Raw genomic sequence first — 14,580 nt, forward strand, 5'->3', positions numbered from 1 at the left:
GCGAGGCGCGGCCAGCACCCTCGGCGCGTGAAAGACTGCCCCGAGCCCACACAGGAGGACAGGCATGAGCCCGGTGTTCGACTGCACCGACCCCACGGACGAGCAGCGTGACGAGGCGTTCGACGCCGCGACCGAGGCGCTCGGCGAGGGACGCGTCATCGTGATGCCCACCGACACCGTCTACGGCGTGGCCGCCGACCCCTTCCACCCCGAGGGCGTGCCGAACGTGCTGGCCGCCAAGCAGCGCACCGCCGCCATGCCGCCGCCGGTCCTGGTGCCCTCGGTGCGCACGGTGGACGGCCTGGCGACCTCCCTGCAGCCCTACGTGAAGGGCCTCATCCGCGAGCTGTGGCCCGGTCCGCTCACCGTGGTGGTGCAGGCCCAGGCCTCCCTGCAGTGGGACCTCGGCGAGACCAACGGCACCGTGGCCCTGCGCATGCCGGACCACGACCTGGCGCTGCGCCTGCTGACCCGCACCGGCCCCCTCGCCGTCACCAGCGCCAACGTCACCGGGCAGCCCGCCGCCACCACGGTGCTCGAGGCCGCCACCCAGCTCGGCTCGGCCGTGGAGGTCTACCTGGACGGCGGTCCCACCCCGGGCAACCGCCCCTCCACGATCCTGGACTGCACCCGCCCCAGCCCCGTCATCCTGCGCCTCGGCGCCCTGTCGGTGGAGCGCCTGGAGGAGGTGCTCGGCCCCGACGTGCACCTCCGCCTCTCGCCGGCCGAGTCCGAGCCCGCCGCCGACCGCGAGGCCCTGGAGAAGGAGCTCAAGGCCGCCGGTCGTCCCACCACGGCAGCCCCCGCCGGTGAGGGTGGCCCGATGGCCGGTGGCCCCACCAGCGAGGCGCCCGTGGGCGGCCCGGGCGACGTCCCCCTCATCGACGACGAGGACGAGGAGGCCGGCCGCCGCGAGGAGGCCGAGCAGGAGGCGTGGCTCGCCCAGCTGGAGCAGCGCGAGCGCGGGGCCGATGGGGGTGACGTCGCCCCCGATGGGGGTGACCTCGCCCCCGATGGGGGTGCTCACCCAGATCGCCCCACCGGTGCCGGTGCGAGCCCCTCCCGGGGCGCCACGAGCCTGTGGGCCAGCGACCAGGGTGCGGGAGAGGGCCCGGCCGGCGGCGCGGCGTCCGCCGTCGACGACGACGGGGTGGCCCAGCTGCACGAGCCCACGGCCTCCACGCTGCGCACCGTCGCGGTGCCGGTGGACCAGGAGTTCGACGTGGTGGGCGTGGACACGGCCGGCCACGAGGTGCAGGACACCCCTGCGCGTAGGCTGCACGGTGGCCGCGCCCACGGCGCCCCGGGGGCGGACGACACCGCACCCACCCACCCGTCAACGACGACAGGAGCAGACGATGAGTGAGACCCCCTTCTTCGGGCCGGACTACGGCATGCTGGAGCAGCAGGACCCCCAGATCGCCGCGATCCTGCTCTCGGAGCTCGAGCGCCAGCGCACCGGCATCCAGCTCATCGCCAGCGAGAACCAGACCAGCCCCGCCGTCCTGACGGCCCTGGGGTCCACGCTCTCCAACAAGTACGCCGAGGGCTACGCGGGCAAGCGCTACTACGGTGGCTGCTCCGAGGTGGACAAGGCCGAGAACCTGGCCATCGCCCGCGCCAAGGAGCTCTTCGGCGCCGACCACGCCAACGTGCAGCCCCACTCGGGCGCCTCGGCCAACCAGGCCGTCTACGGCGCGTTCGCCAAGCCCGGCGACACCATCCTGGCCATGAGCCTGGACCACGGTGGCCACCTCACCCACGGGTTCAAGGTGAGCTTCTCCGGCAAGTGGTTCAACGCCGTGCACTACGGGGTGGACGCCGAGACCGAGCACATCGACTACGACGAGGTGGAGCGCCTGGCCAAGGAGCACCGCCCCAAGATCATCCTCGCGGGCGGCTCGGCCATCCCCCGCCTCATCGACTTCGAGCGCTTCCGCGCCATCGCCGACGAGGTGGGCGCCATCTTCTGGGTGGACGCCGCGCACTTCATCGGTCTGGTGGCCGGTGGCGTCATCCCCTCGCCGGTGCCGCACGCCGACGTCGTCTCCTTCACCACGCACAAGGTGCTGCGCGGCCCCCGCGGCGGCGCGATCGTGTGCAAGGAGGAGCACGCCAGCAAGATCGACAAGGCTGTCTTCCCGATGATGCAGGGTGGCCCCCTCATGCATGCCGTCGCCGCCAAGGCCGTGAACTTCCACGAGTGCATGCAGCCCGCCTACAAGGAGTACGCCGCCGCCGTGGTGGAGAACTCCAAGAAGCTCGCGGGCGCGCTGGGTGAGCACGGGCTGCGACCGATCTCTGGTGGTACCGACACCCACCTGTCGCTGCACGACCTGCAGGGCCTGGGGGTCTCGGGCAAGGACGCCGAGGCCCGCTGCGACGCCGCCGGCCTGGTGCTCAACAAGAACACCATCCCGTTCGACCCGGCACCGCCGATGCTGGCCTCGGGCGTCCGCGTGGGCACCCCTGCGGTGACCACCCAGGGCATGGGGGTCGAGCAGATGCAGACCATCGCCGACCTCATCGCCAAGGCCGTCACCGAGGGTGACGCCGACCGCGACGCGGCCGTCTCCCGCGAGATCCGCGCCCAGGTCGACCAGCTGACCGCCCAGTTCCCCGCATACAAGCGCTGAGGGACCAGCGGCCGCCGCAGGTGCTGCGGCGGCCGCTGACCCCTGCCCGATCCCAGGAGGTGTTCACCGATGCGTGAATACCTCCTCATCATGCTCATGGCCGGGGCCGCGACCTTCGCCATCACGCCGTTGGTGCGGTGGTTCGCCATCCGGGCGGGGGCGATCACCCCGGTGCGGGGGCGCGACGTGCACGTGATGCCCAAGCCCCGCTTGGGCGGGCTGGCGATGCTGGCGGGCCTGCTGGCTGCGACGCTGATGGCGGCGCGCCTGCCGTACCTGAGCCAGATCTTCGGCGACACACAGATCCAGGGGGTGCTCTGGGCGGCGCTGCTGGTGAGCCTGCTGGGCGCCGCCGACGACCGCTGGGACCTGCACTGGGCGCTGAAGCTCGGCGGGCAGCTGGCCGCGGCGACGGTGCTGGCCGCATACGGCGTCACGCTGGTGAGCCTGCCCATCCAGGGCTACACGATCCTGCCCGGGCCGGTCTCGCTGGCGCTCACCATCCTGCTGGTGGTGGCCACCATGAACGCGGTGAACTTCGTGGACGGTCTGGACGGGCTGGCCGCGGGCATGGTGGGCATCGCCTCGGCCGCCTTCTTCGTGTGGAGCTACGAGCTCTCCCACACCTACGACCCGCCCAACGTGTTCTCCACGGCCACCTTCATCACCGCCGTGCTGGTGGGCATCTGCGCGGGATTCCTGCCGCACAACTTCCACCCCTCGCGTCTGTTCATGGGCGATGCGGGGTCGCTGCTGCTGGGACTGCTCATGGCCGCGGCCACCATCTCGTTGACCGGCACCGTGGACCCGGCCGCCGTGGGCGGGGCCTCGCAGACGGCGGCCGTGGTGCTGCCCCTGGCGCTGCCGGTGGCGGTGATCGCAGTGCCCCTGGTGGACATGGTGCTGGCGGTGGTGCGGCGCACCCGGGCCGGACAGAAGCCGTGGGACGCCGACGCCCGCCACCTGCACCACCAGCTGCTGCGCCTGGGGCACTCCCACCGCTCGGCGGTGCTGACCATGTACCTGTGGGCCGGGGCCGTGGCCGGGGGAGTGCTGGCCTTCAACTACGTGCCCGAGTGGGCCGCCCTGGTCCTGCTGCTCTCGCTGGTGGTGCTGGCCTCGCTCGTCACCTGGGTGGTGCCCCGCCGCGCGACCCCGACCGGAGGACTCCCGTGAACCGTTCCCCGTGGCGCCTGATGCTGGCGCGTGGCCCGTTGGCGTCCCTGCTGGTGCTGGCCGTCTCGGTGCCCATCGCGCTGTGGACCCGCGGCCCGGAGGGCGCCGTCACCGCCGCCGGGGTGTGCCTGGTGACGATGGTGGTGCTCACCGGGGGACTGGTCATGGTGCGCACCATCCTGGACGGCGCGCCGGCCCTGGTGGTGCCGATGGCGCTGCTGGTCTTCTTTCTGCAGGTCGGCATCTTCGCTGCGGCGGTCTTCCTGGTGCCGTGGCCCGACGGCTTCGTGTTCGCGCTGGTGGGCGGCATCGCCGTCATCGCGTGGCAGGCCGGGGTGGTGCAGGGCTACGTGGCGGGCCGGCACGCGATGGTCGTGGAGGAGCACCCACGTGGCTGAGTACAAGGGCCCGTGGGTGGGGGACGACGAGCCCGACGACCCGTGGGAGAGGGAGGCCTGGCGCGGCGGCAGCAGCCGAGGCGCCGACCTCGGCATGGCCGTGCTCGCCACGCTGCTGACCAGCATCCTGGTCTTCGCGGGCATCGGCTGGCTCCTGGTGTGGGCCACCGGATGGGACTGGCTGATGCCGGTCTGCATCCTCTCCGGGGCGGGCCTGTCCTTGTACACGCTCATCCTCAGGTATGGTGACGCCTGACAACGACGAAGCATCGTTGGTTCGCCCTGCCTGCAGGTGGCTCCCCGCGAGGGGTTTCCGAGCCCGGTGGGAGTTGGGAAATCGCTGCTTCGACGCCGTCTGACCCCGTGCATCGGCGCACGAGATCGGGGTCGGGACCCCTGACCCCCGTGGAGGAGTAACACGTGAGCCACGCACCGGCCTTGTTGGCGGACGTCGATTTCCACTCGCCGAGCACCAACGACTTCTGGCTCCCCCTGTTCGAGGTGGGCGGCTACGCCTTCACCCGGCAGATGCTGGTGGCCCTGCTCGTCACCGCGGGCCTGTGTGCCTGGATGCTCTGGGCTGCCAAGCGCGCCTCGGTCGTTCCGAGCAAGGGCATGTTCGTCACGGAGGGCATCTACGACTTCGTGCGCAACGGCATCGCCCGTGACCTCATCGGTGGCGACAAGTTCAAGCCGTTCGTGCCGCTGCTCTTCTCGCTGTTCATCTTCATCCTGGTGAACAACCTGATGGGTGTCATCCCGCCGGTCCAGATGCCGACCATGGCGTCCATGGCCTTCCCGGTGGTCCTCACGCTGATCGTCTACGTCGTCTACCACGTGGTCGGCATCCGCAAGCACGGCTTCGTGGGCTACCTCAAGACCTTCGTCCCCTCCGGGCTGCCCAAGATCATCGTCCCGCTGGTCTTCCTGCTGGAGTTCGTCTCCAAGACCATCACCCAGCCGCTGACCCTGGCGCTGCGACTCTTCGGCAACATGCTGGCCGGCCACATGGCCCTGGTGCTCTTCATCATGGGTGGCTGGTTCCTCGTGAACTCCGGCCCGCTGCTGGCCATCGCCGGCGCCGGCTCGTGGATCATGGGTCTGCTCATGACCTTCTTCGAGATCCTGATCCAGGGTCTGCAGGCCTACGTGTTCACGCTGCTGTCGGCCAGCTACATCGGTGCCTCGCTCTCCGAGGACCACTGAGCCGCCTGACGCCCCCGCGTCATCCCGACGGGCCCGCCCGTCCACAGACTTCACGACGTACAACTGAACAGCACCACCCACTGAAACCCCGCCCCGCGTGGAACGACCACACGGGACACACAGAAAGAGGAACACCATGGAAGCAGGCTCGCTGAACCTCGTCGGTTACGGTCTCGCCACCATCGGCCCGGCCATCGCCGTCGGCCTGATCTTCGCCGCCTACATCAACGGTGTGGCCCGTCAGCCCGAGTCCCGCTCGCTCCTGCAGCCGATCGCCATCCTCGGTATGGCCATCGCCGAGGCGCTGGCCATCCTGGGCTTCGTGCTGACCTTCATCCTCCCCATCTGACGGATCCGCGTCACCACGTGGGCCGCCCCGGCGGTCCACACCCCCTGTCGAATCCGTTGAAGGAGACACCGTGCACAACCTGAGTGTGCTGGCTGCGGACGCCGCCGGACGTTCCGGCATGGATGCGCTCATCCCGTACCTGCCTGAGCTCATCTTCGGTCTCATCGCCATCGGCATCGTCTACTACGTGGCCAGCAAGTTCTTCGTGCCGGCCATGGAGAAGGCCTACGCCGAGCGCCGCGACGCCATCGAGGGTGGCATGGCCCGTGCCGAGCAGGCCGAGGCCGACGCGAAGGCTGCCCAGCAGAAGTACGAGTCGCAGCTCTCCGAGGCCCGCGCGGAGGCGAACGCCATCCGTGAGAAGGCCCGCGAGGAGGGCGACGCCATCCGTGCGGAGAAGCGTCAGCAGGCTGACGCCGAGGCCGCCCGGGTCCTGGAGACCGCCCAGAAGCAGATCGCTTCGGAGCGCCAGCAGGCCCAGGTCCAGCTGCGCGGTGAGGTCGGCCGTCTGTCGACCGACCTGGCCGGCCGCATCGTCGGTGAGTCGCTGACCGACGAGACCCGCCAGAAGGGCCTGGTCGACCGCTTCCTGAGCGAGCTCGAGTCCGGTTCCGCGACCACCACCACGAAGGCCCGCTGATGCAGGGGACTTCGATCGGTGCGTACACCAGCACCCGCGAGGTGCTCGAGCAGCAGCTCGGCTCCGGTGCCGCGGGCATGGACCTGGCCGACCAGCTCTTCGGCGTGGCCGAGGTGCTGGGCGACAGTGGACAGCTGCGGCGGGCGCTGACCGACCCCACCCGTGAGGGCGAGGACCGGGCAGGCCTGGCGGCCAAGGTGTTCGCGTCCGCGTCGGAGCCCACCCGCACCGTCGTCCACGCCGCAGCCGGCCAGCGCTGGCGCACCGAGGGCGACCTCGGGGAGGCGATCATCCGCCTGGGTGTCGAGGCCGTCCTCGACTCCGCAGAGCGGTCCGGCAACGGGCAGCGCGTCACCGACGAGCTGTTCGCCGTGGAGCAGCAGTTCACCGACCACGCCGACCTGCGGTCCACGCTGACCGACCGTCGGGTGGAGCGGTCGGCGAAGGCCGACCTGGTGGAGAAGCTCCTCGGCTCGAAGGTGGCACCCGAGACCCTGCGCCTCGTGCGCCAGTCGGTCGCCGGTGCCAAGTCGCTGCGCTTCGACCTGGCCCTGCGGGCCTACCGCGAGATCGCCGCGGCCCGCGCCCAGCGCCTCACCGCCGTGGCCCACACCGCGGTGGAGCTGAGCGACGAGCAGGCCGAGCGCCTGCGCAACGCCCTTGCCCAGCAGTACGGCCGTGACATCACGTTGAACACCGTCATCGACCCGGACGTCGTCGGTGGCGTCCGCATCGAGATCGCGGACGACGTGATCGATGGCACCGTCTCGCGCCGCCTGGCCGAGGCCCGCGACGGGATGGCCGGACGCGACTGAGCGTCCCCACCCGCACCCCCCAGACATCGGCCGAGACACTGACCCGGGCCCACGAGCGGCCCACCAAGGAGAGATCATGACGGAGCTGTCGATCCGTCCCGAGGAGATCCGGGACGCGCTGGACTCGTTCGTCCAGTCGTACGAGCCCCAGGCTGCCGCCAGCCAGGAGGTGGGCCGTGTGAGCGACGCCGGTGACGGCATCGCCCACGTGGAGGGCCTGCCCTCCGCGATGACGAACGAGCTGCTGAAGTTCGCCGACGGGACCCTGGGCCTGGCCCTGAACCTGGACGTGCACGAGATCGGTGTGGTCGTCCTGGGCGACTTCGCCGGCATCGAGGAGGGCATGGAGGTCCACCGCACCGGTGAGGTCCTGTCCGTCCCCGTGGGCGACAACTTCCTCGGCCGCGTGGTGAACCCGCTGGGCGAGCCGATCGACGGCCTGGGCGAGATCCAGTCCGCCGAGCGTCGCGCGCTCGAGCTGCAGGCCCCCAGCGTGGTCGAGCGCAAGTCGGTGCACGAGCCGATGCAGACCGGCATCAAGGCCGTGGACTCGATGGTGCCGATCGGCCGTGGCCAGCGCCAGCTGATCATCGGTGACCGCCAGACCGGCAAGACCACGGTCGCGGTGGACACCATCCTGAACCAGCGCCGCAACTGGGAGTCCGGCGACGCCAACCAGCAGGTGCGCTGCATCTACGTGGCGATCGGCCAGAAGGGCTCCACCATCGCCGAGGTGCGTCGCACCCTGGAGGAGAACGGCGCCCTGGAGTACACGACCATCGTCGCGGCCCCGGCCTCCGACGCGGCCGGCTTCAAGTACCTCGCCCCGTACACCGGCTCGGCCCTGGGCCAGCACTGGATGTACGACGGCAAGCACGTGCTGATCGTCTTCGACGACCTGAGCAAGCAGGCCGAGGCCTACCGCGCCGTGTCGCTGCTGCTGCGCCGCCCGCCGGGCCGTGAGGCCTACCCGGGTGACGTGTTCTACCTGCACAGCCGCCTGCTGGAGCGTTGCGCCAAGCTGAGCGACGAGATGGGTGCCGGCTCCATGACCGGTCTGCCGATCATCGAGACCAAGGCCGGTGACATCTCGGCCTACATCCCGACGAACGTCATCTCGATCACCGACGGCCAGATCTTCCTGGAGTCCGACCTCTTCAACTCGGGTGTCCGCCCCGCCATCAACGTGGGTGTGTCGGTGTCCCGAGTCGGTGGTGCCGCCCAGATCAAGGCCATGAAGTCGGTCTCCGGTCGTCTGCGTACCGACCTGGCGCAGTACCGCGAGATGGAGGCCTTCGCCATGTTCGCCTCCGACCTGGACGCCGCCTCCAAGGCCCAGCTGGCCCGTGGTGAGCGCATGGTCGAGCTGCTCAAGCAGCCGCAGTCCTCGCCGATGAACGTCGAGGAGCAGGTGGCGGTCGTCTGGGCCGGTACCAACGGTCACCTGGACGACGTGCCGGTGGTGGACGTGCGCCGCTTCGAGGCGGAGTACCTGGACTTCCTGCGCCGCGAGCACTCCGGTCTGTTCTCCTCCATCGTCGAGAGCGGCAAGCTCTCCGACGAGGGCGAGGCCGAGCTCGAGAGCTCCATGCAGGCCTTCAAGAAGCAGTTCGCCCCCTCCGAGGGTGCCGGCATCCGTCCGGGCTCCGACGAGGCTGACGAGAACACCCCCGAGCTGGAGGACGGCGACGTCAACCAGGAGCGGATCGTCAAGGCCAAGCGCTGAGTGGACGCCGGGGAGGGTCACCCCCTCCCCGGCACCACCGGCACCGCCCCGATGAGGGGTGACCCGCCCGAGCTGATCGGGCGCGGCCGCGCAGGACGCGGCCACCCGCCACGGCGGGACTGATGAGAACGTGCACTGACCACCACCGGAAGGCGGAACGACATGGCAGCGGGGCAGCGGGAGTACCGCCAACGCATCAAGTCCGTCAAGGCGACCAAGAAGATCACCAAGGCGATGGAGCTCATCGCTGCCTCGCGTGTGATCAAGGCGCGCGCGCGGGTCGAGGAGACCTCGCCGTACGCGCGGGCCCTGACCAAGGCCGTCTCGGCCGTCGCGACGAACTCGAACGAGGACCACCCGCTCACCACCGAGCGCGAGCAGCGCACCCGGGCGGCCGTCGTGGTGATCTCCTCCGACCGCGGCCTGGCGGGTGCCTACCCGTCGGCGCCGATGAAGTTCGCCGACCGCCTCACCGAGCAGCTGCGGGACGAGGAGGGGCTGGAGGTCGCGCCGTACCTGGTGGGCCGCAAGTCCGAGGGCTACTACCGCTTCCGCAACCGGGACTGGGTCAAGAACTGGGCGGGTTTCTCCGACGCCCCGACCGTCGAGGCCGCGCGGGAGATCTCCGACGCGATCATCGAGGCCTTCCTGACCCCCACCGAGGAGGGCGGTGTCGATGAGGTGCACGTGGTCTACACGCGCTTCGTCAACATGGTGACCCAGGAGGTCACGGCCGCACGCCTCCTCCCGCTGGAGGTCGTGGAGGCCGACGAGGTCGAGCAGGCCGGCCAGGGGCAGGCCCCGGCCACGGGTGCGGACTCCCTGACGCCGGAGTACGACTTCGAGCCCAGCGCGGACGAGGTGCTGGACGCCCTGCTGCCGCAGTACGTCTCCTCGCGCATCTACAACATGTTGCTGCAGTCCGCCGCCTCCGAGCTGGCGGCCCGGCAGCGAGCGATGAAGTCCGCGACCGACAACGCCGAGGACCTCATCAAGGACTACACGCGACTGGCCAACCAGGCGCGTCAGGCCGACATCACGCAGGAAATCAGCGAAATCGTGGGTGGCTCCGCCGCCCTCGCCGACGCCAAGTGACCGAGCAGTGACGGACAAGAAGGAAACGGATCACATGAACGCCACCATCGCCGCGGAGCGCGCCTCCGACACCCAGCAGGCCGGCGGCGTCGGACGTCTGGCTCGGATCATCGGGCCGGTCGTCGACGTCGAGTTCCCGCCGGACGCCGTGCCGGCCATCTACAACCTCCTGAAGGTCGACGTCGACCTGGCGGGGGAGTCCAAGACGCTGAACCTCGAGGTCGCCCAGAACATCGGTGACAACCTGGTTCGCGCCATCTCGCTGCAGCCCACCGACGGTCTGGTCCGCGGTGCCGAGGTGCGCGACACCGGCGGCCCCATCAGCGTGCCGGTCGGTGACGTCACTCTGGGCAAGGTCTTCAACGCCACCGGTGACTGCCTGAACCTGGAGGAGGGCCAGACCCTCGAGGTCAACGAGCGCTGGGGCATCCACCGCCCGGCCCCGGACTTCGACAAGCTGGAGTCCAAGACCCAGATGTTCGAGACCGGCATCAAGGTCATCGACCTGCTGACCCCCTACGTGCAGGGTGGAAAGATCGGCCTGTTCGGCGGCGCCGGTGTGGGCAAGACGGTGCTCATCCAGGAGATGATCGCCCGTGTGGCCCGCGACCACGGTGGAGTGTCGGTGTTCGCCGGTGTGGGCGAGCGCACCCGTGAGGGCAACGACCTCATGGTGGAGATGGAGGAGGCCGGCGTCCTCGGCCAGACCGCCCTGGTCTTCGGCCAGATGGACGAGCCGCCGGGCACCCGCCTGCGCGTGGCCCTGTCCGCGCTGACGATGGCGGAGTACTTCCGTGACGTGCAGAAGCAGGACGTGCTGCTCTTCATCGACAACATCTTCCGCTTCACGCAGGCCGGTTCCGAGGTCTCCACGCTGCTGGGCCGCATGCCCTCCGCCGTGGGTTACCAGCCGACCCTGGCCGACGAGATGGGTGTGCTCCAGGAGCGCATCACCTCGACCCGCGGTCACTCGATCACGTCGATGCAGGCCATCTACGTGCCGGCTGACGACTACACCGACCCGGCCCCGGCCACGACCTTCGCCCACCTGGACGCCACGACCGAGCTCTCCCGCCCGATCGCGTCCATGGGTATCTACCCGGCCGTGGACCCGCTGACCTCCACCAGCCGCATCCTGGACCCGCGCTACATCGCCAAGGACCACTACGAGACCGCGGCGCGCGTGAAGTCCATCCTGCAGAAGTACAAGGAGCTGCAGGACATCATCGCGATCCTGGGTATCGACGAGCTGTCCGAGGAGGACAAGATCCTCGTCAACCGTGCCCGTCGCATCCAGCGCTTCCTGTCGCAGAACACCTACGTTGCCAAGCAGTTCACCGGCATCGAGGGTTCCACCGTGCCGCTGTCGGAGACCATCGAGGCGTTCACCAAGATCGCCGACGGTGAGTACGACCACGTGCCGGAGCAGGCCTTCTTCATGTGTGGTGGCCTCGAGGACGTCGAGCGTCAGGCGCACGAGCTGGAGAAGAACGGCTGAGCACCCCACGCCGCGCCGGCTGAGCCGCGTGGCACCGACGGAGCCCGTCACCCCTCGGGGGTGGCGGGCTCCGTCGTATTCGATGGGGCTCGATGGGGCGCCTCCCCCATCGAGCCCGATGGGGGAGGCGCCCCGCTCACTTGCGGTGGAACAGGAACCAGCTGGTGGCGATGTACTTGTCCGCGCCGCGCGGCATGTTGCCCCGGTGGGTGTGGGTGAACGCCGCCGGGGCGATGAGCAGTGATCCGGTGCGGGGCTCCACCAGCCGGTCCTGGTAGAGGAACTCGGTGCCACCCTCGTCGAAGTCGTCGTTGAGGTAGACGGTCCACAGGCAGTGGCGGTGAAGCGTCTCGTGGCTGGCGTCGCGCGGCATGGTCTCGCAGTGCCAGTAGGGGTATCCGCCGGAGTCCGCGGTGTACCGCTGCACGTTGATGCCGCCGGGGCGCAGGGCGGTGCCCGCCATGGCGATGATGTCCGCATCGGACATGTCCCGCACGTGCTCCTCGGTGATGCGGGTGGTGGTGCCGTCCGGCGTCTGGTGCTGGAACACCATCGGCGCGATGAGCACGTGCGGGTAGGTGCGCACGTACTGGACCAGGCACCGGCTGGCCGCCGTCACCAGCTCGGCCTCGAGCTCGCGCCACTCCGGCCGGTCGGAGATGTAGACGTCCACGGACTTCTTGAGGTCCGGGTTGACCCCACCCCCGGTGCTCCCCGGGGCCTGGGCGCTGCTGGCCTCGAAGGCCTCGCGGATGGCGCGGCAGGTCTCCAGCGAGAGCGCGTTCGGGTAGACCTCGATGAAGTCCGGGTAACCTGCGGCGGGCGTGGCGTCAGTGGTCGACATGAGGCCATCGTGGCACCAGGCCGCCGCGACCGTGCGTCCAGCCCCCGTCAGCCCCCGTCAGCCCCACCCAGGAGCCCCCATGTCCCAGACCCAGCCCGGTTTCTGGCGCCTGCACGGCGACGGACGCACCATCGCCCCGGGCGCCGTGGTGCACCCGCGTGAGCGTCTGACCTGGGGGCGCACCGCGGGCATCGGTGCGCAGCACGTGGTCGCGATGTTCGGTGCCACCTTCCTGGTGCCGCTGCTCACCGGCTTCCCGCCGTCCACCACCCTGTTCTTCTCCGGTCTGGGCACGCTGCTCTTCCTGGTGGTCACCGCCGGCCGCATCCCCAGCTACCTGGGCTCGTCCTTCGCGTTCATCGCCCCCCTCGGTGCCGCCACGGCCGCCCACGGGCAGGCCGGTGCGCTGGGAGGCGTGGTGCTCACCGGGGCGGCACTGGTGGTGATCGGCCTGGTGGTGCACCTCGCCGGACACCAGTGGATCTCCCGCCTCATGCCGCCGCTGGTCACCGGCGCCATCGTCGCCCTCATCGGACTGAACCTGGCGCCGGCCGCCAAGGACAACTTCATGAAGGCCCCGGTGACGGCGCTGCTGACGCTGGTGGCCGTCGTGCTGGCCACCGTGGCCCTGCGGGGGCTGCTGGGGCGCCTGTCCATCCTCATCGGCGTGGCGGCGGGTTACGCGGTGGCGGCTGCCCGCGGCGAGGTGGACCTCAACGGTGCCCGGGAGGCCGACTGGGTGGGCCTGCCGCAGTTCACCGCCCCCACCTTCGACGTCGCCGTGCTCGCGCTGTTCGTGCCCGTGGTGGTGGTGCTGGTGGCCGAGAACGTCGGCCACGTGAAGTCCGTGGCCTCCATGACGGGGCAGGACCTGGACCCGATGATGGGGCGCGCCCTGATGGCCGACGGCCTGGCCACCACGCTGGCCGGCTCGGGCGGTGGCTCGGGTACCACCACCTATGCGGAGAACATCGGCGTCATGGCTGCCACCAAGGTGTACTCCACGGCGGCCTACCTGGTGGCGGGCGTGGCGGCGCTGGTGCTGAGCCTCTCTCCCAAGGTGGGCGCCCTCATCGCGACCATCCCGGCGGGCGTGCTGGGTGGGGTGTCCACGGTGCTCTACGGCATGATCGGCGTGCTGGGCGTGCGCATCTGGTTGGAGAACCGGGTGGACTTCTCCCACCCCATCAACCTGACGACCGCCGGGGTGGCGCTGATCATCGGCATCGCAGACTTCACCTGGGTCTTCGGGGACGTGACCTTCGCCGGCATCGCGCTGGGGACCGCAGCCGCGCTGGGTGTCTTCCACCTGATGCGCTGGCTGAACGACCTCACCGGTGCCACGCCCGACCCCCTGGCGCCGATGCCGGTGGACGCGACGCCCCGGGAGCGCGCTGCCGGCTGACGCCCCACGCCGCCGAGCCGCGTAGTATGTGACCCCACCACCCCCGACCCTCCAGGAGTACCCGGTGAGCCACCTGACTGTTGACCTCGTTGCCGCAGACCGACAGGTGTGGAGCGGCGAGGCCACCATGGTGACGGCCCGCACCACCGACGGCGAGCTCGGCATCATGCCGGGCCACACCCCGCTGCTGGGCGCCCTGGTGTCCGGCACCGTGGGCATCCACGCCGCATCGGGCAAGCAGGAGGTCACCATCGACACCGGTTTCCTGTCCGTGGACAGCGACCGTGTGACCGTGGTGGCCGAGAAGGTCGACGCGGGCGCCCTCACGGCCTGACCCTGTGCCCGAACCCCTCATCGTCGCCGAGGTCGTCCTCGGCGTCCTGGTGCTGGCCCTCGTGGGCTGGCTCCTCTTCAGCTGGTGGCGGCGCATCCGCATCTCCGGTGGGCACTCGACGGCCGTGTGCGTGGTCCGACGGGGGGACGACTCGCGCCCGGCGATCCTGCGGATGGGGCCGCGCGCCCTGGAGTTCCACTCCCTGTGGGGGGCCGGCACCACGCCCTTCCTGACCCTGCGGCGCACCTCCCTGGAGATGGAGTGGCTCGATGAGACCGCGCCGGCCCCCGGCGGACGCTGGGTGCGTCTGGTGGGGCACGGGGAGCGAGGCCCGGGGGCGGGGGCGGAGAACACCCTGGAGGTGGCGCTCTCCTCCGGTGACGGCCGCGCGCTGCGGGCCTGGCAGGAGACGCTGCCGCCCGGTCACTCGGTGTCGCTGGGGCTCTGACCCCGGCGGC

The 14,580-nt window shown here is 70.3% G+C and carries 16 protein-coding genes; 15 read left to right on the forward strand and 1 reads right to left on the reverse strand.

From position 1 onward, the window contains the following. The first annotated feature begins 64 nt into the window (after positions 1–64). The 12 genes from ACEY2A_RS01610 (at position 65) to atpD (ending at position 11,539) form a co-directional block, all read left to right on the forward strand. Complete coding sequence (locus ACEY2A_RS01610) at positions 65–1,366, forward strand: L-threonylcarbamoyladenylate synthase (protein ID WP_374929139.1); 1,302 nt, start codon at positions 65–67, stop codon at positions 1,364–1,366. Then, complete coding sequence (glyA, locus tag ACEY2A_RS01615) at positions 1,359–2,636, forward strand: serine hydroxymethyltransferase (RefSeq protein WP_374929140.1); 1,278 nt, start codon at positions 1,359–1,361, stop codon at positions 2,634–2,636. Before ACEY2A_RS01610 ends, glyA begins: the two co-directional genes overlap by 8 nt. Positions 2,637–2,705: 69 nt before the next feature. After that, the gene (locus ACEY2A_RS01620) at positions 2,706–3,812 is read left to right on the forward strand and encodes an MraY family glycosyltransferase (RefSeq protein WP_374929141.1); all 1,107 of its coding nucleotides are present in this window, start codon (positions 2,706–2,708) and stop codon (positions 3,810–3,812) included. After that, entirely contained in the window at positions 3,809–4,210 is a 402-nt protein-coding gene (locus ACEY2A_RS01625) for a hypothetical protein (RefSeq protein ID WP_374929142.1), read from the forward strand. Before ACEY2A_RS01620 ends, ACEY2A_RS01625 begins: the two co-directional genes overlap by 4 nt. Then, complete coding sequence (locus tag ACEY2A_RS01630) at positions 4,203–4,466, forward strand: hypothetical protein (RefSeq protein WP_374929143.1); 264 nt, start codon at positions 4,203–4,205, stop codon at positions 4,464–4,466. The genes ACEY2A_RS01625 and ACEY2A_RS01630 overlap by 8 nt, the downstream gene beginning before the upstream one ends. Positions 4,467–4,630: 164 nt before the next feature. Then, positions 4,631–5,416, forward strand: coding sequence for a F0F1 ATP synthase subunit A (gene atpB / locus ACEY2A_RS01635; protein ID WP_374929144.1), 786 nt, complete (start codon positions 4,631–4,633; stop codon positions 5,414–5,416). Between the two features lie 136 nt (positions 5,417–5,552). Further along, a complete protein-coding gene (locus ACEY2A_RS01640) occupies positions 5,553–5,765 on the forward strand; it encodes an ATP synthase F0 subunit C (protein WP_101849022.1) in 213 nt (70 codons plus the stop codon). 70 nt (positions 5,766–5,835) lie between these two features. Beyond that, a complete protein-coding gene (locus tag ACEY2A_RS01645; protein ID WP_374929145.1) occupies positions 5,836–6,405 on the forward strand; it encodes a F0F1 ATP synthase subunit B in 570 nt (189 codons plus the stop codon). Then, the gene (locus ACEY2A_RS01650) at positions 6,405–7,220 is read left to right on the forward strand and encodes a F0F1 ATP synthase subunit delta (RefSeq protein WP_374929146.1); all 816 of its coding nucleotides are present in this window, start codon (positions 6,405–6,407) and stop codon (positions 7,218–7,220) included. Before ACEY2A_RS01645 ends, ACEY2A_RS01650 begins: the two co-directional genes overlap by 1 nt. A gap of 76 nt (positions 7,221–7,296) precedes the next feature. Beyond that, a complete protein-coding gene (gene atpA / locus ACEY2A_RS01655; protein WP_374929147.1) occupies positions 7,297–8,946 on the forward strand; it encodes a F0F1 ATP synthase subunit alpha in 1,650 nt (549 codons plus the stop codon). A gap of 162 nt (positions 8,947–9,108) precedes the next feature. Continuing rightward, positions 9,109–10,041, forward strand: a complete 933-nt coding sequence (locus ACEY2A_RS01660; RefSeq protein ID WP_374929148.1) for a F0F1 ATP synthase subunit gamma — start codon at positions 9,109–9,111, stop codon at positions 10,039–10,041. A gap of 34 nt (positions 10,042–10,075) precedes the next feature. Further along, complete coding sequence (atpD, locus tag ACEY2A_RS01665; RefSeq protein WP_374929149.1) at positions 10,076–11,539, forward strand: F0F1 ATP synthase subunit beta; 1,464 nt, start codon at positions 10,076–10,078, stop codon at positions 11,537–11,539. 136 nt (positions 11,540–11,675) lie between these two features. Here the strand turns inward: atpD and ACEY2A_RS01670 are convergent, their stop codons facing one another. After that, a complete protein-coding gene (locus ACEY2A_RS01670; protein WP_374929150.1) occupies positions 11,676–12,383 on the reverse strand; it encodes a 2OG-Fe(II) oxygenase in 708 nt (235 codons plus the stop codon). Positions 12,384–12,462: 79 nt separating this feature from the next. Between ACEY2A_RS01670 and ACEY2A_RS01675 the strand changes: the two genes are divergently transcribed. The 3 genes from ACEY2A_RS01675 to ACEY2A_RS01685 all read left to right on the forward strand — a co-directional run bounded on the left by ACEY2A_RS01675 (position 12,463) and on the right by ACEY2A_RS01685 (position 14,570). Then, complete coding sequence (locus ACEY2A_RS01675) at positions 12,463–13,788, forward strand: uracil-xanthine permease family protein (RefSeq protein WP_374929151.1); 1,326 nt, start codon at positions 12,463–12,465, stop codon at positions 13,786–13,788. A 64-nt stretch (positions 13,789–13,852) separates the two neighbouring features. Then, on the forward strand, positions 13,853–14,122 hold the full coding sequence (locus tag ACEY2A_RS01680; RefSeq protein WP_374929152.1) for a F0F1 ATP synthase subunit epsilon: 270 nt from the start codon (positions 13,853–13,855) through the stop codon (positions 14,120–14,122). A 4-nt stretch (positions 14,123–14,126) separates the two neighbouring features. Beyond that, positions 14,127–14,570: a hypothetical protein gene (locus ACEY2A_RS01685; RefSeq protein ID WP_374929153.1), complete on the forward strand. Its 444-nt coding sequence runs from the start codon at positions 14,127–14,129 to the stop codon at positions 14,568–14,570. The last annotated feature ends 10 nt before the right edge of the window (positions 14,571–14,580 follow it).

The sequence above is a fragment of the Kytococcus sedentarius genome (assembly GCF_041937525.1).
Classification (GTDB): Bacteria; Actinomycetota; Actinomycetes; order Actinomycetales; family Dermatophilaceae; genus Kytococcus; species Kytococcus sedentarius_A.